This is a genomic window from Halioglobus maricola, assembly GCF_009388985.1.
Lineage (GTDB): Bacteria > Pseudomonadota > Gammaproteobacteria > Pseudomonadales > Halieaceae > Halioglobus > Halioglobus maricola.
Genome location: NZ_CP036422.1, coordinates 2,515,082 through 2,535,140, shown reverse-complemented (window position 1 = coordinate 2,535,140; position 20,059 = coordinate 2,515,082). Strand labels below are relative to the sequence as shown.

At 53.9% G+C, this 20,059-nt stretch carries 17 protein-coding genes and 1 tRNA gene; 9 read left to right on the top strand and 9 right to left on the bottom strand.

Annotated elements, in window-relative coordinates; translation table 11 throughout:
- Positions 1-187 precede the first annotated feature (187 nt).
- The 7 genes from EY643_RS11535 to EY643_RS11505 form a co-directional block, all read right to left on the bottom strand.
- Positions 188-3,193, bottom strand: a complete 3,006-nt coding sequence (locus EY643_RS11535; protein WP_152662345.1) for an Lcl domain-containing protein — start codon at positions 3,191-3,193, stop codon at positions 188-190.
- Between the two features lie 1,238 nt (positions 3,194-4,431).
- On the bottom strand, positions 4,432-5,262 hold the full coding sequence (locus EY643_RS11530; protein ID WP_152662344.1) for a hypothetical protein: 831 nt from the start codon (positions 5,260-5,262) through the stop codon (positions 4,432-4,434).
- A gap of 19 nt (positions 5,263-5,281) precedes the next feature.
- Positions 5,282-7,045 carry a S8/S53 family peptidase gene (locus tag EY643_RS11525; protein WP_205743043.1) on the bottom strand — a complete coding sequence of 588 codons (1,764 nt, stop codon included), beginning with the start codon at positions 7,043-7,045 and terminating at the stop codon, positions 5,282-5,284.
- 9 nt (positions 7,046-7,054) lie between these two features.
- Positions 7,055-7,438 (bottom strand): L,D-transpeptidase family protein, encoded by a 384-nt coding sequence (locus EY643_RS11520; protein WP_240732680.1) that lies wholly within the window; start codon positions 7,436-7,438, stop codon positions 7,055-7,057.
- 192 nt (positions 7,439-7,630) lie between these two features.
- The gene (locus EY643_RS11515; RefSeq protein WP_152662342.1) at positions 7,631-8,614 is read right to left on the bottom strand and encodes an endonuclease/exonuclease/phosphatase family protein; all 984 of its coding nucleotides are present in this window, start codon (positions 8,612-8,614) and stop codon (positions 7,631-7,633) included.
- A 379-nt stretch (positions 8,615-8,993) separates the two neighbouring features.
- A tRNA-Arg gene (locus EY643_RS11510) sits at positions 8,994-9,070 on the bottom strand.
- A 186-nt stretch (positions 9,071-9,256) separates the two neighbouring features.
- Positions 9,257-9,880 (bottom strand): TetR/AcrR family transcriptional regulator, encoded by a 624-nt coding sequence (locus EY643_RS11505; RefSeq protein ID WP_152662341.1) that lies wholly within the window; start codon positions 9,878-9,880, stop codon positions 9,257-9,259.
- A 125-nt stretch (positions 9,881-10,005) separates the two neighbouring features.
- Between EY643_RS11505 and EY643_RS11500 the strand changes: the two genes are divergently transcribed.
- From EY643_RS11500 to EY643_RS11475, 6 genes are all read left to right on the top strand, one after another.
- Positions 10,006-11,295, top strand: coding sequence for an aromatic ring-hydroxylating oxygenase subunit alpha (locus tag EY643_RS11500; RefSeq protein WP_152662340.1), 1,290 nt, complete (start codon positions 10,006-10,008; stop codon positions 11,293-11,295).
- Positions 11,292-11,852 carry an aromatic-ring-hydroxylating dioxygenase subunit beta gene (locus EY643_RS11495; protein ID WP_152662339.1) on the top strand — a complete coding sequence of 187 codons (561 nt, stop codon included), beginning with the start codon at positions 11,292-11,294 and terminating at the stop codon, positions 11,850-11,852. Before EY643_RS11500 ends, EY643_RS11495 begins: the two co-directional genes overlap by 4 nt.
- Before the next feature lie 103 nt (positions 11,853-11,955).
- Entirely contained in the window at positions 11,956-13,893 is a 1,938-nt protein-coding gene (locus tag EY643_RS11490) for a transglycosylase SLT domain-containing protein (RefSeq protein WP_152662338.1), read from the top strand.
- 25 nt (positions 13,894-13,918) lie between these two features.
- Positions 13,919-14,881 carry an arsenosugar biosynthesis radical SAM (seleno)protein ArsS gene (gene arsS / locus EY643_RS11485; protein WP_152662337.1) on the top strand — a complete coding sequence of 321 codons (963 nt, stop codon included), beginning with the start codon at positions 13,919-13,921 and terminating at the stop codon, positions 14,879-14,881.
- 3 nt (positions 14,882-14,884) lie between these two features.
- A complete protein-coding gene (locus EY643_RS11480) occupies positions 14,885-15,559 on the top strand; it encodes a TIGR04283 family arsenosugar biosynthesis glycosyltransferase (RefSeq protein WP_152662336.1) in 675 nt (224 codons plus the stop codon).
- Positions 15,560-15,562: 3 nt separating this feature from the next.
- Positions 15,563-16,174 carry a TIGR04282 family arsenosugar biosynthesis glycosyltransferase gene (locus tag EY643_RS11475; protein ID WP_152662335.1) on the top strand — a complete coding sequence of 204 codons (612 nt, stop codon included), beginning with the start codon at positions 15,563-15,565 and terminating at the stop codon, positions 16,172-16,174.
- A gap of 50 nt (positions 16,175-16,224) precedes the next feature.
- Here EY643_RS11475 and EY643_RS11470 read toward each other — a convergent pair whose 3' ends face one another.
- Together EY643_RS11470 and EY643_RS11465 are read right to left on the bottom strand one after the other, a co-directional pair.
- Positions 16,225-16,614, bottom strand: coding sequence for a hypothetical protein (locus EY643_RS11470; RefSeq protein ID WP_152662334.1), 390 nt, complete (start codon positions 16,612-16,614; stop codon positions 16,225-16,227).
- A 318-nt stretch (positions 16,615-16,932) separates the two neighbouring features.
- Positions 16,933-17,292 (bottom strand): translation initiation factor Sui1, encoded by a 360-nt coding sequence (locus EY643_RS11465; protein WP_152662333.1) that lies wholly within the window; start codon positions 17,290-17,292, stop codon positions 16,933-16,935.
- 95 nt (positions 17,293-17,387) lie between these two features.
- On the opposite strand from EY643_RS11465, the gene EY643_RS11460 reads away from it, so the two are divergent.
- From EY643_RS11460 to EY643_RS11450, 3 genes are read left to right on the top strand one after another with little or no spacing between them, the layout of a single operon-like run.
- Positions 17,388-17,612 carry a SlyX family protein gene (locus EY643_RS11460; protein WP_152662332.1) on the top strand — a complete coding sequence of 75 codons (225 nt, stop codon included), beginning with the start codon at positions 17,388-17,390 and terminating at the stop codon, positions 17,610-17,612.
- Positions 17,613-17,629: 17 nt separating this feature from the next.
- Complete coding sequence (locus tag EY643_RS11455) at positions 17,630-18,865, top strand: acyl-CoA dehydrogenase family protein (RefSeq protein WP_152662331.1); 1,236 nt, start codon at positions 17,630-17,632, stop codon at positions 18,863-18,865.
- An 11-nt stretch (positions 18,866-18,876) separates the two neighbouring features.
- Positions 18,877-19,995, top strand: a complete 1,119-nt coding sequence (locus EY643_RS11450) for an acyl-CoA dehydrogenase family protein (protein WP_152662330.1) — start codon at positions 18,877-18,879, stop codon at positions 19,993-19,995.
- Positions 19,996-20,059 lie beyond the last annotated feature (64 nt).

The window sequence follows — 20,059 nt, the reverse complement described above, 5'->3', positions numbered from 1 at the left end:
TGGTCGTTATTCGCATAGCTGCACAAAAGTTACCTTGATGTAGAGAGTGTTACGAGTTTACGTGTGAGTATCCTTTTTCGCGAGTTTCATAAGCTTGCGACTCGCCGACGCTTTCCGCATCCCCTGGCAGTGAGCCCAGGACATGTAACAGATTTTCCAAGCCGAACTCGACGCAGTGGGCATTCGACTACAACTCCATGCCGTCCCTGTCTTCCGCGATCAGAATGAAGTTCCTGTTCTCACTGTAGTCAGGGTGCTCGGTCCAATTGCTGGAGTCGTATATCCATGGTTGCAAACAAGCGCGATCGGTCACACAGGGATCTGTCAGTGCTTCCATGAACCTGACAACCCTATCGGATTGCTGGATATTGATATCAATCTCCGGTGCGGGTGAATTCGACACACTGTCATCGAAGCTCTGTCGAAACAGGAAGCGCGTGTTCTCGAACGCAAAGGGATTCATGTTGTAGTACACCTCTTCGCAGTTCTCGTCTGTTTTGGCCATGATATTGATGACCGACTGCAACTCGCAATAGTCTGCGTCACCGGTCTCATTGAAAGTGGCATTCGCATTGAGAATGGTACCGAGGCCGAGCAATTCGTTCATTGCACCGCCGGGGTTGCCGTAGACATCCATGACCTGGCGCAGGTTGGACAGGGCGCCGTTGTGCATATAGGGCCCGGTCACGGCAATGTTCAGTAGCGGTGAGGTTCGGAAGTGATAGGCGTCACCAGTATCACCGCTGATATTCTGCCGACCAAAGTCACTGTCGGTCACAAAAAGATTGTCGTTGCCGTGGCCGGGACCCACCTGCCCAAGCCCAATGGCATGATACTGACCGTCAGTAAATGCATCACCCGAGTGGCACTCGCTGCAGGCGGCGCCACCTTCGTCACCTTCGGTCATGAACAGTACAGCGCCCACTTTCTGGTCGTGGGTGAGTGCATTGGAATCGCGGCTGGGATCGCCGAGTAGGAAGGCGACATACTCCTTCCACGGGTTTTCGGTGAAGACCATCGACTCTTCAAATGCAGCGAGTGCTTCCGCGATACGGTCGAAGGTGATCTCGGTAGTCCCGTAGGCTGACTGGAATAGCGCCTCCCACTCCTGGATGCCGACAAATCGCTGTGCCAACATATCGCGGTAGGATTGATTGCCGCCGCCCAGTGGCTCATCGCCGCGCATTTCTTCGTGAGTCACGGTGGGAAACCTCGACTGGGCATTGGCCAGTGACGCTCCCTCAGGAACATTGCTGTCCGGGGTGGAAGAGTCCGGTGAGTCTGGAGTAATGATGCCCGCGCTTGTTCCCCGGGCACCCGGTGCTCCGTTCATGCTCTCGATACGACCATCCCAAAACAGGCTGTTGTCCAGCAGGCCCACGTTGAAGAGACTCGGGGCGTTGCGCCCGATAACGGGATAACCTTCGAGTTCATCAGGGTCACTGCCATCGAAGTAACGCCCGGGCCCAACGAGATCAGGCGCAGAGTTATGAAAAATATTTACCGCATCGTAGCCTACTGGCCATGAGAGATTGTCACCGCCTCCCAGCATCGGGTGATGGCATGAGGCACATGCAGTGTCGTATTCGCCACTTAAGCGCTTGGAGTAGAAAAGGGCTTTACCAAGTTGAGCCTTGGGATCGTTAATGTGAGGCAAGTCGCGGCCTGTGGTTGGATCGCCCGTGAAGCCTTGTTCGTTCGCCAGTAACTGCGCGTGAATATCAACCGGTTCCATGGAGCCTGCCATGGTGCCAAGGCCATCGTCGCTGGTAACGGCGGCGATTTCTTGCGTATCGATATCCGTTGTTGCGAGGTTGTCAGTTCCCTCACGTACCAGCCGCACTAGCATGGTGTCGTCGCGACCTTTGAACCAGTTCAAACCTGTTTTGAAATTGATAAACCACGAGTCCTGGGAAAACTCGATCATTGGGGAAGAGGTCCAGGTGTAGTCGACAGTCGTGGCAGGAAAGATATTCAGGTTGATCGCCGGCTCAGCTGCGTTGAAATTGATTAGCGAGAACAATTCCTTGGTGTTCGGCAGGCGCCAGTCGCTGTGCCCGGCCAAAGTGCTGTTCTGGGCGTATTCCAGCGCCGTGCCCCAGTCCATGCTTCTGGCATCGCCGCTGTTGCACAGCGCGCCCTCCAGGCCTGCTACACACTGTGCCCACATCAGTCCGGTGGCGACATCTGTGACTGTGCCATTTTCGTCGATGGTATAGCGCTCGTCCGGGGTTTCCTCTGCACCGCCGCTGCCCGAGAACGGATCGATGACCCGCACCAGGCGCACAGCTGAAGCCTGGTACCGCTGGAGATTCTTGTTATTGCCGAAGACCAGTTGGAAGGCCCAGGCATAGAATTCGCCGTGCGAGCCGCGATAGGGAGCGGATGTCCAGTAGAAATCACCGATGGCGTTGGGGAAGTAGTCTGTGTCTACCTTGAACGGACGGCTTTCAAGCCCAAAATGGATAATGGACATCATCTGCGCATTGGTAGGTACGCGCCAGTCGCTGTAGCCGCAAAGTTCCTTAGCATTGGTCCCTATTACCAGTTCGTTCCAGTCATCATAGTAGTCACCCGTGCGATCAACACTTCCGCGATCCAGTGCGGTCAAACCGCCCCAGCGGTATGTATTGTCGGCATCGTGGATACTGCCGTCACGGGTTTTTACTTCCCACAGCAGCCCGGTGCGATTATCGCGTACACAGGCCCAGGGATCCGTTTCGAATTCGCCGCTACCTGTATATTTGCTGCCGTTCGCGTTGAGGCGGGTAAAGTCGAAGCCATTGATGCCATCGTTGTCTGAGCTGGCTTCGGCGTCGCGCCCCTGGGCGCAATCCTGGGCCAGAGGGGTAACACCATCACTCGCCATGAGTGATAGGCTGCAATCAGAGCCGTTGGTATTGGAGTTGGAACCGAAATCAATACCCGTATCGTTCAAGGCCGCCATACCGTTACTGAATACTTCTGGCTCGATATAGTCCGGTGCATCACCATCGCCAGAAGCTTCCCCGTCACCGGTATCGTCGTCATTTGTGGCTCCGTCGTTGGATCCGCTGGTGGAATCTGATTGGTCATCGCTGAAGGGGTTTCCGTCACTGGAGCTACTTCCACCACTGCCGCACGCAGTGCAAGTAAGTAACAACGCAATGCAGAACAAACGACATGCTGCTGCGATTTTGGATCCGTTGAGCATTATTCTTATCCTCGGCCTCAAGTTAGAGATGTGGGATAAGAATTGTTACCTGATCATGTACTAATGAATGTTGTAGTTATGTAAAGATTTGCTAAGTGGGGGCGGATAGATCTGCCACGAAATCGGCAGGTGTAGTGTCTATAAGTCCGTGAATGTATAGGAATTGGCCCGCCTGGCGCGATTCGAAGCGGGTGGCCGCCCCCTGCGACCTGCCGCTTAGGAGTCGGGTGGAGAAGGCAGGTTGTGCTTAGTAAGGCTTTGAAAAAAAAAGCCGGGATAGGGCGCTACAACGCACCAACCGAGACTATGCCGAACCTGTTCAAGGTCGGTTTCGGTATCCGGGCACAGTAAGCCGAAGATCTGTAACAGTTTTTTCAAACCGCACTCCGAGCTTCTCCCGAACCGCTATATTTCCAGTTCCAGAGCGATTCGATTGCATCATAGAAGATCCATGGTTTTAGCGAGTTCTTCAGTTAGATTGCCGATGCCATAACTAACGAGTCGTTCGTCCGCACAGAACCCTTTCCCGTGACCTCGGTCTCTATACTCGTATGAGATTAGATGGGTAATTTCGTGCGCGATAGTGTTCACTAGCGAACTTTTTTCGTCTGGCGAATCTGAAGACCACATATTAATTCTGGACTTTCGAATCGATATTCTATTCCGGCTAGCATTTTTTGGGTCTCGCTGCGCCTGAGCTATTGCGGCTACGGGCCAGCCTGGGTGCACCGAAAAATCACCCACCGGCTGGATTAGCTGCGTGAAGAGTTCATCTCCCGAGATAAGGGATTCATTTCCGGATTCATCTAAGTCACAGTTCGCCAGCCAATCTCGGCTCACAATACGTGATTCAAATTCCGGACTAAGAAATACTTGGCATGCGATCCCAGCAGCACTAAGAACCGCGGCGCCTTGACCCTCGTCTAAATTTTGGACTCCGATCCTGAAACACTCACCATCAACCTCTCGGTAGCTCCCCGGAGGAGGGGTTTCGATTGGGTCCTCGTACCCGATCCACGCAATCGGCGCCATTATTCCACTACAGCCGGTAATAAAAAACAAAACGAACAGAATGACATAGAAACGACTCATGGCAATATCCTAAAATACTCTTGAAGAAAACAAGCTCGAAGCTTGACCTAGCTAGATATTCAAGCTGTCGGTCACCTTCCGATAGAGTTTAGTGAGTTAATAAGACCGAAAGGCGACGGACAATGAGAATGATAAACACGCAGGTATTACCTTGGTTCTTTTATTGGAGCGTAACTAATATTGCTCTGGTTGGTTATCTCAACAGTGTCTTCTCCGATAGCAACTCCAGCACTTGAGAATCCATCAGCTTCGTATGGGGCGAATCTCCCAGCGATGTAAAACTCCTCTTCGGCGGTTACCTCGAGCTTCCTATCTGAGGTCCACTTTCCGTTCAGCTTCGGATTAAACTCACCCTGTCCTAGATTACCAATCGGACCTGTGTATTTTGCTTGGACTTCTCCTCCCACGGACTTCTCAAACTCTAGAATCACCTTATATCCCTGCACTCGAAGAGCCTTTTTCATGACATGACGATCCGCTCGATCTTTTAGATCTATTTTCAATGGATCGTCAGACTCAAGAGAATTAATGTACTTTTCATATGGAATACCTCTCACTTCATCCCATGCTACGTTATCCGCAGAAACAGTCATATTACTTACGTTTTCTAGGTCAGCTTTGACTTCCCCCGAAATGGGTACGACTTTAGTGGATAAACCTAATGCAGCACCTCCACTAAAACTTGTTTTATAGCTTCCATCACAATTATGCGAGTTTCCTCTATTGGTGAATTCTCCCAGTTTCGGATAGTCTTCGTAGTTAGCGCGAAGATCATAGTTGCCAGCATCATCAATTTTCCAAACTGTGCCTGGCCCTAGGTTGTTTGATATACCGAAGTATAAAACGTCCTTGGAGCTGTGAAGGTCCGTGTCTGAGCAATTTGCCAGAACCTCTTTCCAACCCTTTGCAGTATCTTCATTACAGCCAGGTAGGAGAGTAATAGCGATTAGCACGATAGAGCATTTAAGTCGATACATGGTGAACTTCCTTTTCGGTTTATTGCTTTGTGATCTTTTCAACACTGGGGGTGTAGACACTGTAGTCCGCTTGTTTCCCAAGCTTTCTCAGTGTTTTTGTGCTTTTTCTAAATCTTTTCATCCACTTTCTTTCCCAGCTTCCAGAAAAATCCGGCTGCACTTGAATACTCTCGTACATAGCGAGCAGATAAGCGACTCTGGGAGTAGAGAAGCTTGTACCGCACTTTCCAGAAGGGAGCTGGCCCGAAAATGCGAATGAATAGTTGTCGGAATCGTCTTCGACATGGCTTGAGCAAGTGTCGTTGCAGCAGCGAGCTCTGCCGTTTGAATCTATATCCATAACAGCGATTACATCCTGGGGGTCAATGCTTCTTGATGCGAATTCTCTGCGAAGTTTATACACGGAATCGTTTTCATTTCCTGCCGCCGCAAGGACAACCCCATATGCTGGGCGCCAATCGGGGCTGTATTGAAGGTCAGGGACTGTCCAAGAGAAGTTCATAAAAAAAGGTGTTTTAGATGCTTTGGCATAATGGCGGAAAAAATCATGAATTCCGCCCACTACTGCATAGTCGGTCTTTCTTAGTGATTTGCGTCGAAAAGCCTCCATGCGACCGATTATTTCTTCTGCATTTTCGCGTGCCTTATTTTGGATATCTGAGGGAAAGTTACTTCCTAGTTCAGTTCCGAGAATTTTCTCGGCTTCACGAATTTCGATGATATTTATGAGTATTTCCTTCGCTGCAGTGCTGCTAGCAAACAAAGGTACATGCACTATATTGATTCGTTGATCTGCGACGGGATATAACTCTCTGAAGTAGTCCAACGCCAAGTGGACATCGTCAGCATGGGACTTTTTGTCCTCAAAGTCTTTGGCTTCCAGTAATTTGAATTCCTCAGAAAAAGTTGCAGGCCCGAGATTTAGCTTCTCTCTGACGAGCGGAATTGCTTGCCGAAAGAACTCTACGGAATCAATGAAGTGCGAACTATCAGGCCAGGCATCATCGACTATGACGAGAGTAGAAATCTTTTCTGGTGAAGTCTTATCGAGCCATGATCTCAGCTTTTTTACGTCATCTTCATCTAATCTAGTATCCGAGGCGGACTTTCTGTCTTCCTTTTCAAGCGCCGTAAAAGAGATTTCAATTGGTGCGGAGTGTATTTGTGTATTGGCAGTTGTAGCGGACAACAAGTCAATGGCAGCTGATTCAGATATCTCGCGGAATTGCACAACGTTGTCTGATCCCACTCTATCTTCTTGCGAAGTTATTACGTAACCTGGATGACCCGCTATCTGTGCTAGAACTGTATATCGATCGTTTGAGCCCCCTATGGGTTTGCTTACTTTCGTAGCCATGGTGCTTATTTTGGGGAAGGTGTTATATGGATTGTCTAGGTTAGGTAGCGTATTCGCGTGCTTTGGAATATCTGGCAATACTAATAGCTGTTGAGCGAATAACCCGCCGTCGCTAGTTAGTTCGTTTCGCTCTGAAATATCCTTGGAGAGGATTGTGTAGACTCGAGGTAGCCTCGATCGATCCACTGAATATTGCTCCAGAAGAATCTTGGACAAGCTGTCTCCTGTCTCAACCTCATATACTCTTGTAAGGCAATAGTTGAGAATTCTTTTTAGTCCATCTAAATCTGAAGAGTAATTGGTTTCAAATCTTTGACTAACGATTACAGTGGAAGGTGGGTGATCAGTCTGAGAAATTCCAGCCGAAGAAAGTGTGATACATTGCGCTATGCAAAGTGAGAGCAGGAGCTTCTTTCGCAGTTCCATACCAGGGATCTACCAGCTGATGTGAATCGGTGTGCCGACTGGAACCAGCTCTAGGAATTCATCCATTTCGGAGTTGGTGATGGCTATGCATCCTTGATTCCAGTTAACTCTTTGCGTTATCCATGCGGCTGCTCCTGTTCCGTTCTTTTGTCCGTGAATCATGATATCTCCGCCAGGATTCAAGCCCACACTCTTGGCCGTCGAGCGATCCTTATTGTTTGGATAACTTATATGCATAGAACGATAGTACTTTGAGTTTTCGTTAACGTAATCCAGTGTGTAGTCCCCTTCTGGATTCTTTCCGTCGGCTTGTTGTAGTTTATGTCCCTCTGGATGGCTGCCTAAAGCGATATGGTACTCACGTACTATTTTCTCTCCATCCATTAGCTTCATGGGCCTTTTCGATTTAACGACTATCACTTTATCGAGCGAGAGCGAGTCGTTAGTGCTCTGAGTATTGGTGGTGCAGTTTGCGCAGGTCAATGTTACGAATAGCGCCAAAACAGTACGTTTCCAGAGTCTATATGCAGTTGTTGTTTTCATAATGGAATGGACGTCGATATCCAATGTGTGCTTTGGGTAAATCTAGAGTTTTAGCCTCATCCAAAGAAGCCTGTGATCTGGAATATAGTGTTTGGCACATCTGCGCCAGTAGTTCGGCTTCTGCGAGTCGAAGATGTTCGAGAAAATCGCGCCATCAAAATCGAATACACCAAAGTCAGATATCTTGCTGTTTAGGTTAGGTGTCACAGCGATTTGATCATAGTCTTTGTTGTTAGAGACGTTGGTAGGAATCTTTGTGCCATGTGGAGGAATCTTCAGACCGCGCTTTGTTAGTGCATCGAAGATCAATTCTCCGGGTAACACTTTCGGTAGATTGAAGTCACCCATAGCTATGATATTTCTGGTCCATGCATGCTTGTCACTTCTTCTCAGGTTACACCACCTGGAAATCGCATAGGCTTCGAGTCGCCGTTTTTCCATGGATGCCTTCTTCTCGGCGCTAGTTTTGGATGGACCAAATAGAAGATGACAGTTCGCCAATAAAGGCGTTTGTCCCTCACTCTCGAAACCTGCTATGTAAGGATTACGATTGAAGCCAGTGTACTTACGAGCAATGCCCGGCAGCTTGATGTGCTTTCGGTCTGATTCGACTATCGCAATCTCACCAATCTCTGGTCCCAGCGTTATTCGTCGTGTGTCGTAGACGTAAGCTGATCGTTCATCATTGCCTGCGCGGTCACTAAAAATCCACGCGAAATGAGGGGGTAGATTGGTCATAACACCAAGAAAGTCTGTCAGATCATCCGCTATTTCCTGTACCGCGACTAGTTCGAACCAAGACAGAATCTCAGCTATTACTTTCAGGTCTGATGGGCGACGTTTGTGAGCACCAAGGTTGGCGATATTCCAGGATGCAATTAGTACGTGCCCGGGTTGTTCAACGACAGGTATCTTCCGATTATCTTTAGGATCAATGTGAATGGCATCACGATACGCACGCAACTTATTGATTTCGCTCGTGGAGTTGTAAGTGTGAGCTGGGCTTGGTTTTGTCAGTGCTCTCATGGCTAGAATCCCTTTCGGCCAAGTGACTTCGAGAAAACCGCCAAAAACACGCTAGACGGTGCAAGTCTATTATTCAACACGAAAATCCATATTCGCTGGTTGCCATTTAACCTATAGCACAGAATCGGGCATGGTCAATTCACCTTCTGGATCAGTCGGCGCTTTCGCCCAGACTAGTTCCCAGATTCGATTGGTCGGGGTAGTGGAAACTCTGCTCGTGTAGGAGGGTCTTTATGGAGCCCACTCAAACACGGAGGCAGTTACATTGATAAGTCGGTGGCAACAGGGGGTAGCAGTGGTTATACAGCCAATCAACCCGTCTCAACCGGCGTACCCGTCGCCAGTCGGGCCATAGAGGGCTATATAGCCAGAAGTTTACTGGCCCGCCTGGCGCGATTCGAACGCACGACCTGCCGCTTAGGAGGCGGCTGCTCTATCCAGCTGAGCTACAGGCGGGTGATAGGGGAGCGGGGGATTATTCCGTGTGCCAGAGAGGATGGCAAGCTTTCAGCATTCAGAAGGTTACAGCAGTAATATTTCCACACCAGTTTTGTTGGCTGCGCTGTTAAGGGTTATGTTTTTACTTTGGCGCCTTTTAGCACTGGCGGGAGCTCGGAGGGCGCGACTGATGGAGTATGGCTGTTAGTTAACCAGCATTGCCCGAATCACTTTTCGCAGCAGTGTCTTCTGTCGCTCAACATTTTCGGGCGCCTGTATATCCCCGTCTACCAGTGACGCAAATACCTTGTTCGATAGAAAGTAGCCGGTCACCAGGTTGAACATGGCGATCACGTTCAGCGCCAGGGTCTCCTGATCTGCGTCTACTCCCCGAAGGTTATCGATACTGCGCATGCCTTGATCGAACAGGGAATCCAGCCAACCTTGCACCAGGCGGTTGCCGAGGGAATCCGGGTCGCCCTGCAGCGCCTGCTGGAAGAGGGCAGCCATTTGTGGGTGCTCCAAAAGCAGGTCGGTCATTGCACTTGGGAGGTCTGTGTAATCGCGCAAGCCATGAGCATTATTGAGTTGGTCACTCATGGCCTCGGCCATGGGGTTGAGCGCGCGGAACAGTACGGATTCATACAACCCTTGCTTGCTGCCGAAATGGTTGTACAAGCCGGGCTCCTGAATTCCCGCGCCAGCGGCTATCTGGCGCAAGCTTGTGCCTTCATAGCCCTGGCGGGCGAACAGGTCTTCGGCCACATCCATGATGCGAGCGGCGGTCCGCTCGCCTTTGCTCATTTTTTGTACGCTTTTCAGGGTCATCGGAATAAATTATCAAACGATCGTCAAATTACATGCAACAAATACCATATCGACGACGAAAATTCGATCAATCAGGCACTATACTGACCAATAAATTAAGAGACGATAATTTTTAGGGGTTAGTGATGACTATAGATATAGCTGCATTGGTGAATGATGACGCCTCACTGATCAGTCGCCGCTGTTGGTCAGACAGGCAGGTCTATGAGTTGGAAAAACGGGCAATTTTCGGTCGTGCCTGGCTGTTCCTTGGCCATGAGAGCCAGGTCCGCAATCCGGGCGACTTTGTGCAGGCTTATATGTGTGAGACACCGGTGATTCTCGCCCGTGGCCAGGGTGGGGGGCTGCACGCCAACATCAACAGCTGCACCCATCGGGGGGTGCCTGTGTGCCGCGCGGATCACGGCAACACCAAGCGGTTTGTCTGCCCCTATCATAATTGGTCTTTCTCAGTTGAAGGTGACCTGGTCGCTATTCCACAAGAACGGGAGGTGCAGTGCGCGCCAGACAAGAGCCAGTTGGGGTTGAAGAAGGTACCCCGGTTGGAGAGTTGGCGTGGCATGGTTTTCGGCAGCTTCAACGAGGAGATCGAGCCTCTGGAGAGTTACCTCGGTGATATGCGCTTCTACCTCGACGCGTTCTTCGAGCGCTTCCCGGGCGGGGATGTCGAATTTGCCGGAAGCCCGCACCGCTGGGTACTGGATGCCAACTGGAAACTGCCGGTGGAGAACCAACTTGGAGATGTGAATCACGGAGCGTTCCTGCACAGTACGCTGATTCCGCGTGAAATCCAGGACACCATTGCTGAACTCGGTCACAGTGTAGTGCCGGCACCTGGCCACGGTGCCACGTTCCGTTTAATGCCTGAAGATTGCCCGGTTGACGAAGTGGCCTGGGGCTTTGAGGGCATGGCCGGAGCGCTTGGCGGAGATGAAGTGCAGGAATACCTGCGAGAAGTTCAGGCACAGGCGAACGAGCGGGTCGGCCCAATTCGCGCACGAATGAAAGGCCTAACCTATGGTGTCTACCCGAACCTGTCGTTTCTCTGGTCAAACTCTTCATTTAAAGTTTCGCACCCGCGTGGTCCAGGCAAGGTTGAGTACTGGTCCTGGCCTGTCGTGCCAGCCTCTGCGCCAGAGCATATCAAGGCCAAACTGCGCCACAATTACAATTCATTCTTCGGCCCAGGCGGTATGGTAGAGCAGGAAGATGCAGAGGTGTGGATCCAGCAGTATCGCGGCGCCAATATCGATTTCGCGGACGACAGGCCTTTCTATTACGGTTTGGGTTTGGGCGAGGAGGGGCCGCATCCTGACTTACCGGGGCAGGTAAGTGTGACCGCCAACGAATTTTATGCCCGCGAATTTTTTAAGCGCTGGCGCTCAGATCTGACCTCAGTGGGGGCTGCATCATGAGTGATCTGGCCATAGACACAACACCTGAGCAACAACGCGAGCTGGAGCGTTTTTACTTTCACGAGGCACGGCTGTTGGACAATCGCCAATATCAGCAGTGGCTGGCACTGGTTGCGCCCGAGGTCGAGTACATCATGCCTTCTCGAGTCAACGCCATGGTGGATAACCGCGAACGGGGCAACGAGCATATGATTAGCGTCGAGCGGGAACTGGAGGGCCTGGGTAGCCAGGGCAGCCCGATCCGCGAGGAGGGCTATATCCACCTCATGCTGCGGGTGGAGCGGGCTTTCAAGATCAATTCCTGGTCTGAGAATCCGCCGCCGCGTACTCGTCGGATAGTGGGCAATGTAGAGTTGATGGGCAGTGATGGTGTTGAGCGGCAGGTGCTCAGCAATTTCCACCTGCATTATGCACGCCCAGGCAGTGCGGATTTTCTGTATTGCGGGCAGCGCAGGGACACATTGCTAGCCACAGAGGAAGGGCTGCGTATTCGGCGCCGGGAGGTGGTGTTGGACTACAGTGATATTGAATACCCCACTCTGGGGCTCCTGTTTTAGTGCAGCAGGCGCGATGGCCAAAATAATTTGAACGGGCTATTGCAAAGGGACGGCGGGAGGATCAATCTAGAACGTAATCCCGCTGTTCTCAGGGTGCTTCTAATTGCGCTTTTTAATCAAAATTTTCACCCTTGTTTATTTCCCTGTAGCAGCCACTTCTGCATCGCTGGCACAGGCCGTCAGCGGCGAGCAGCTAAACGCCGAACGCCAGGACTACAGCCGCGCCGTTGAGGCAATCGACAAGGGCCAGTGGACAGAGTATCGCCAACTGCGTCCCGGGCTCGACGATTATCCACTGGCGATCTACCTGGACTACCGGCAACTCACGCGTGAACCGAAGCACGTGCGTGCTTCAGAAGCGCGCCGTTTTATTGACCTGAGTGCCGATACACCGCTACCGAATCGCTTTCTCGCCAACTACCTTACCCGGGCAGGCCGAGAGCGCCGCTGGGACGATTTCCTCACGGTAAAGCCCGACGAACCAAACAGCATCGAACTGAAGTGCTATTACTTCAGGGCCAAGCTGGCCACGGGTGACCCGCTTGCGGCCTGGGAAGGCGCAGAGCGTCTGTGGGTGCACGGCAAGTCACGTCCCAAACAGTGCGATCCGCTGTTTGACGCCTGGCTCAAAGCCGATCAGCTCAGTGATGAGGTGGTCTGGGCGCGGATGATGAAAGCGTTTGAAGCGCGCCAGGGTTCGCTGATGAAGTACGTCGCACGCAAGGGCAGTTCGGCGCTCAAGCCCTGGAGTGACAAGGCAATCGCTGTATACGGGAAGCCTGCGCGGATGCGCGACGTTAGCCTGCCGTCAGCCGATGCGCGCTCGTCTGAGTTGGCCTCGCACGGCCTGGTGTATCTCGCCCGCTATAACCCGGCGATGGCGCTGGACTACTGGTACAGCTACGAGGAAGAGTTGTCTTTCACTGCCGAGCAGACGCATCAGGTTGAATACGCTATCGCCCTGCGAAGTTTGTTTGCCGAAACCGAGTCGAACATGGCTTGGCTACCCGGCGCGCTGGACAGGCTCAATGAAGACAAACTCGTGGAGATTCGTTTGCGCTGGGCGCTGGGCGAATCCGATTGGGAAGCGGTCGCGGCGAACCTGGAACTGCTGAGCCCGGAGGCGAGAGAGACCGAGGGCTGGCGCTACTGGCGGGCCAGGGTTCTGCAGCGCGAGGGCAAAGCGGACGCGGCCAACACGATTCTCGTTGCGCTCGCCCAAGAGCGCGATTTCTACGGTTTCCTGGCAGCTGACGCGCTGGGCAAACCTTACGCCTTCAATCATGATTCGCTGGTGCTGGAGAGTGCGCGCACGGAGCCGCTCAAGGCGATGCCCGGTGTGCAGCGAGTCGGCGAGTTCTATTACCACGAGGAAGAGCGCAATGCGCATTCGGAGTGGTACAAGATGCTTATCGATGCTCCCGAAGCCGAAGACAAGCAAGCGCTTGCACAGCTGGCTGCAAACGAGGGATGGCATAGCCTCGCTATCAACGCGGCAGCCAAGGCCAAAGCCTGGGACGCGCTCGATTGGCGTTTCCCGACGCCCCATCAGGAAGTGTTTAAGCATCATGCCACCGTGCAGCAGGTGCCTAGCACTGAGTTGATGGCGATCGCCCGGCGCGAGAGTGCGTTTTTCCCTGAGGCGCGATCACCGGTTGGGGCCAGGGGGTTGATGCAGGTGATGCCCGCCACGGGCAAGCAGGTCGCCGCTGGCCTGGGTCGGCCACACTCGAGCGCGGCTCTGTACGAGGTGGAGCATAATGTGCTTCTCGGCAGTGCCTATTACCGGCAGTTGCTGGATCGTTTTGACGGCAATCGCATCTTTGCACTGGCGGCTTATAACGCAGGCCCGCACAGGGTCGAGCGCTGGCGCAATAACAGCCGTGAAACCCTGCCGGTAGATGTCTGGATTGAGACTATTCCATTCAAGGAAACGCGCAATTACGTGAAGAATGTGCTGTCGTATAACGTGGTATTTCAGTACCTGCTGGGCGATACTCACGCGCTGCTGACTGAGGCTGAAAAGTCCCGAGTCTACTGACCACACCTATTCTGACAGGACCCACATGCAGGACACACGCCCGCTGTTAATCCAGACCGACTTTCCGCCATTGTCTCGGGGCGAGCTCGAAACATTGCAGGTGAATCTCGGCTACAAGTGCAATCTCAGTTGCGTGCACTGCCATGTGAATGCGGGCCCCACGCGCACCGAAATGATGTCCGATGAGACACTGGACACCGTTCTCGCGGTGCTGGAGCAACGCCAGCTATCGTGCCTGGATCTCACCGGTGGCGCGCCGGAACTGCACCCACGCTTTCGCGAGTTGGTGGTGGCTGCCCGGGCGCTGGGTGTCAGAGTGATAGATCGAAGTAATCTCACCATTCTGTTTGAACCTGGACAGGAAGATCTTGCCGAGTTCCTCGCCGAGCAGGGGGTGGAGATCGTTGCGTCGCTACCGTGTTATCAGGAGCAGAACGTAGAGGAGCAGCGGGGGAAGGGCGTCTATAGCGATAGCATCAGGGCCCTGCAATATCTGAATTCGCTCGGCTACGGCATGAATCCAGGTTTGTCGCTCAATCTCGTGTACAACCCGGTGGGGCCGGTCCTGCCCCCGCCCCAGGTGGGTCTGGAGCAAGACTATAAGCGCGAGCTGGGTGAACGCTTCGGCATTCATTTCGACGAGTTGTACACCATTACCAATATGCCCATCAGTCGTTTCGGCGCTGTGCTGCTGGCCCAGGGGCAGTTCGATAACTACATGGACCTGCTGCAAGACAATTTTAGTGAAGCTAACCTGCCGGGGCTGATGTGCCGCTCCCTGGTGAGCGTCGACTGGCAGGGGAACATCTACGATTGCGATTTCAATCAGATGCTGGATTTACCCATTCTTGCGAGCGACCAGCGTCGCCACATCTCCGAGTTGTTGCAGGAGTCGTCCATTGCTGACTGGCCCATCGTTACCGCGCACCACTGTTATGGTTGCACAGCGGGGCAGGGCAGTAGTTGCGGTGGCGCCCTGGGCGATTAGCCAATGCCAGCGCTAAGTTTTGTCCTGCCAGTGCTTAATGAAGCGGCGGGCCTATCGGAGCGTCTGGAGGAACTCCGCGCACGCTACCCCAATGCAGAGCTTATCGTGGTGGATGGCGGCAGCAGTGATGACACGCTGGCTGCCGCGGCACCTCATTGCGACCGGCTAGAACATGCACCGAAGGGCAGGGCGTCACAGATGAACGCCGGCGCATTGGTGGCCGGCGGTGATTATCTTATATTCCTCCATGCTGATACCCGGCCCGGCCTCGATGAGCCCGGGTTTGGCAGCGCACTGGCGGCGCTCCCCTGTTGGGGCTTCTGCCGGGTGAGGCTCAGCGGTGATGAGTGGTGGGCGCGCGTCATCAGTTTCTTTATTAACCTGCGCTCGCGGGCCACCCGTGTCGCCACTGGTGACCAGATGTTGTTCCTGCAACGTGATTTGTTTCACGAAAGCGGGGGTTTTGATTCGATTCCGCTGATGGAGGATGTAGCATACTGCAAGCGGTTGCGCCGGCTTGCCTCACCACTGATGATTCGTGAGCCCGTTATCACGTCCAGCCGCCGCTGGCGCGAGCGCGGCGTACTGCGCACGGTCCTGCAGATGTGGTATCTGCGGCTGGCTTATTTTATTGGAGTATCGCCGCAGCGTTTGCATCGAATTTACTACGGAGGGTGAAATGTGCAGGAAGCACTATTGATTCAGTTCGCCAAGGAGCCCGTGCCCGGGCAGGTGAAAACACGTATGTTGCCGGCGCTCAGTCCTGAGCAGGCGGTACATCTTCATTGTGATCTCGTTCACTGGACTGCCCAGGTACTGACAGGGGCTGGTGTTGGTGCGGTTGAACTGGCTGTGGCTGGAAGCACCCGATCCCCTCTGTTCGAGCAGTGCCGCACTCTGGGAGTGGAAGCTATTCGTCCACAGCGCGGCTCGGGCCTCGGGCATCGCATGTGCAATGCTCTGGAGGAAGGCCTGTCCAGATATGCCAAGGTCATACTGGTGGGGAGCGACTGCCCGCAGATTGATTCGGCCTACCTGGAGCAGGCCGCAGCCTTGCTCGATGCGAATGATGTGGTTTTGGGGCCGGCTGAAGATGGCGGCTACGTGCTGATAGGTGTGACCGATCTCGATTGGCGCTGGTTTGATGGGGTTCACTGGGGAACAGATACGGTCTACGCGGACACAGTGACGCGGTTGGAAGCGACTGAGACGAGTTGGTCTGCACTTCCGGTATTGCAGGATATTGACCGACCAGAAGACCTCCGCCTATGGCGGACTATTGCGGGTGGCTGAGAGCAGGGCGGGGCAAAACGAACAAGGGGCGCAGATGCGCCCCTTGTTGTTTATGCTGTTACCGCTTCCTCAGCTACCGGCGCATCGACCGCCAGGCCAGCGCGCTGGTAGAGTAGCCAGGCGATTGCAGTGCAATAGCTCAGGTTGGTTTGCAACTCACTATCGGGGTCACTCAGGAACGCCCGCTGGCTGGCCAGTCCGCGTACGCGGCTCGCCATGTCAGGGTTGAATGCCAGGTACCGATCCCACAAGTCACGGTGTTGAGCCGCGGTGATGTGGAACAGCCCCAGGCCGTCATTACGTGCTGAAAAGAGCCCCAGATCGGGGGCATCAATAGCCGCGTCGAGCAGAAATGTCTCGCTCGACGAGGTCCATTTACCCAGATATTTGAGAGTAGGTCTTATGACCTGGTCTCTCAGGTGGTCTGCGGTTATATACATAGCCCACTCCCTTGCAGGATGCTAATTCCGTCAGATACTGCCGTTTCACTTTATGGTTCTATGTGGCTGGATTTTATGGTGCGAGAACAATCCCATATCCCCGCAGTTCCCTGCTCACGAGTTACTTTTTAACACAAGAAAAAATAAAATCCAATAAAAATAACAGTTTGCGGGGTTTAATTAATAAATATTTCGGGAAGCGGGTGTAACTGAGAGCGAATTGAAGTTATCGGAGGGTCTGTCTCGCCCTAATATGACGCTATAATCTATAAAAGTGGCCATAAAAATCGCTATATGTCCTTAAAGTGCAATTTTGGGCTATCCGCCGGAGATCTTGACGGTATAGCCGCGTTTCTCTAGCTCAGCCTTTAGTGTCTCGCGCTGGTCCCCCTGGATTTCGATCACGTCTTCCTTGAGAGCGCCGCCGACACCGCATTTTTGCTTCAGTGCTTTGGCCAGCTTTTTGAGTTCCGCGCCTGACAGCGGCACCCCTTTGATCAAGGTCACAGCCTTGCCGCCGCGGCCTTTGGTTTCCCGGTGCAAACGGACGATGCCGTCGCCGGTGTAGGCCGGCCTGGCGTTCCCGCAGACACAATCTGCCAGTGGCCGGTGGCACTGCGGGCACAGGCGTCCGCCGTCGGTTGAATATACAAGCCTTTGTCCTGTTTTCTTGCTCATGAGTCTGCTTCGCCCGTGTCAATCTTGAGAGCGGGGCAGTATATTAGTTGGCTTTCGCAACGCAAGCGCTGCCCCCGTGGCCGCTAGGGAACCCCATGACCGAGCTGGAGCAAGTGCAGCAGCAGTTGATTGAACTGCAAAGCCAACTCGCATTTCAGGACGACACCATCGCGTCTCTCAACGAGGCCCTCACTGAGCAGCAGCAGGAGATTCTTGTGCTGCGGCGGCAGATGACTCTGCTCAAGCAGCGCCAGGACGAGCAGGCGGCCACCCTGGGTTCCGGCGAAGCGCCCACACAAGAAAAGCCACCACATTACTAACAGCAATAGGAGTAGGCATGTCAGACGAACAACTTAAGGATACGCCGGAGCAGGCGCAGTTCAGGGCGGACGCCCGAGCCTGGTTGGCGGAAAATACGCCCGAGCCGCCCACGGTGCGATTGCCTCAGTCGCCGCTTGAAATCATGACCCACGAGCAACTGGATTATCTTCAGGCCTGGCAAAAGGCTGCGTATGACGCGGGCCTGGTTGGCTGTGATTACCCGGTTGAGGTCGGTGGCGGCGGCCGTGACAACTGCCAGCGTATCGCCAACGAAGAGATGCTGCGTGCGCGCACACCGTTTTTCCCTAATGTAATTGGTTTGGGGATGGCTGCCCCCACCGTGTTTTACCATGCACAGGAAGAGCTTAAGCAGCGGTTATTGCCCGCGCTATTTTCCGGTGAAGATATCTGGTGTCAGGGTTTTTCCGAGCCCGGTGCCGGGTCCGATCTTGCCAATGTGCAAACTTTCGCCGAGCGCAAGGGCGACAAGTGGGTGATTAATGGCCATAAGGTATGGACGTCGCTGGCACACTTTGCCGAGTGGATGATCCTGTTGTTGCGCACAGACAAGTCGGTCAAGCACGACGGTCTTTCCTATTTTGTGGTGCCCATCAAGTCAGCGTTGGGTAAAGGCGTGACGGTCAGCCCGCTGATCAAGATTACCGGCGAGACAGGTTTCAACGAAGTCATCTTTGACAACCTCGAAGTAGACGATAGCTACCGCCTGGATGAGCTGGGTAAAGGCTGGCAGGTGGCAATGACCACACTGCTGCATGAGCGCGGTGCAGGGGAGCTGGTCACACCTCGCTCCGGTGGCATGAAAAGTGAGTCCACCCACAATACCAATTCACATGCGCTGGTAGATCTTGCCAGGCGTACCGAACGGTCAAGTGGCACGGCAGCCGATGACCCGCTCATTCGCGATCGCATTATGCAGCAGCTTATACGCGAACAGGGCCTGGCGGATAACAATCGCCGCAGCCGCGTGCCTGATCTGCAGGACCATCCGATGCGCCTCGCGCTTCAGAACAAGCTGTTGATGAGTGAGGTGGCTCAGGACTCCGCGGGCCTGGCAATGGATATCGAGGGAGCTGCGGCTTCACTCTATCTCGGTGACGGGCAGGCGCCGGACGGCGGCCAGTGGCCTATGGCGTATATGAATTCCTTTGGTTTTACGATTGCAGCGGGCACCAGTGAGGTTCAGCGGAACATCCTTGGTGAGCGTGTACTCGGCATGGCCAAATCAAAATAAGGAATTGAAAAATGACGCAACCGGATAACTTTGGCTTCACCGAAGAAGCTGCATTACTCAAGGATTCTGCCCGCAAAATGCTGGCGGAGAATTTTACTGCCGATGTCCTGCACGGCATGGCCGCAGGCGATCCCACGCCGGAGCGCGGGCCGGCACTGGCCTGGGACGAAGGTCTCTGGAACCAGATGCAGGAACTCGGCTGGGGGCTGCTCGCCGTGCCTGAGGCGCAGGGCGGGGTAGGGATGCCATTGGTCGCTGTCGCTGGCTTGTGTGAAGAGCTGGGCCGCGCGGCGTTTCCATGCCCCTTGTTGCCCACGCTGTCGGCGAGCTATTTGCTCTCGGCCGCTGGCGCAGGCGGCGCGGCGCCACTGGAAGAGATAGCGGGCGGCGCGACCGCCAGCCTGGCGGTGAGCAATGCCCGTGGCTCGTGGGACTTCGCCGAAACTCCGATAGAAGTGGTGGGCGGCAAGCTCGAGGGCACAGCGTGTTTTGTGCAAGACGTGGCCAAGGTCAGCCATCTGTTGGTCTGCGCGCGTAATGCCGCAGGCGCGGGCCTTTACTGGTTGCCAGTGGACGCCGAGGGTGTGGAAGTACAGGGCGACGCCATCGTCGACCTGAGCCGCGACCAGGGGCGGGTCATACTCAGCGGCGCTGAGGCGATTGAGGTTTGCGCTGACGCAGCGCCGGCGTTTGATCGGGCGATGCCCGCGATCTGGACCCTGTATGCGGCTGATATGGTGGGTGCGGGTGAGTGGCAGCTGCAAACGACAGTGGAGTACGCCAACCAGCGGCAGCAGTTCGACCGGCCTCTGGGCTTCTTCCAGGCGGTGAAGCATCAATTGGTGGATGTGATGGTGGATATCGACCGGGCCAAATCGCTGGTGTATGGCGCGGCGTGCGCCTGGGATACCGAGCCCGAGAAAGCGACCCGTTATGCCCATATGGCCAAGGCCGCCGCCAGTGACATGGCCGCTTATGCGAGTAGTCGTTCGGTTCAGTGCCACGGCGGAATAGGGTTTACCTGGGAGTGCTTCATTCACCTGTTTTTCAAGCGTCAGAAGCACAGTCAGATGCTCTGGGGTGACGGACCCTGGCATCGAGCGAGACTCGCCGACATCGTTATTGGCTAGTTCGGATGATAGATTGCCCGGCTGTCGTTTACAGCGGCCGGGCATTCCGATATAAATAGCCAAA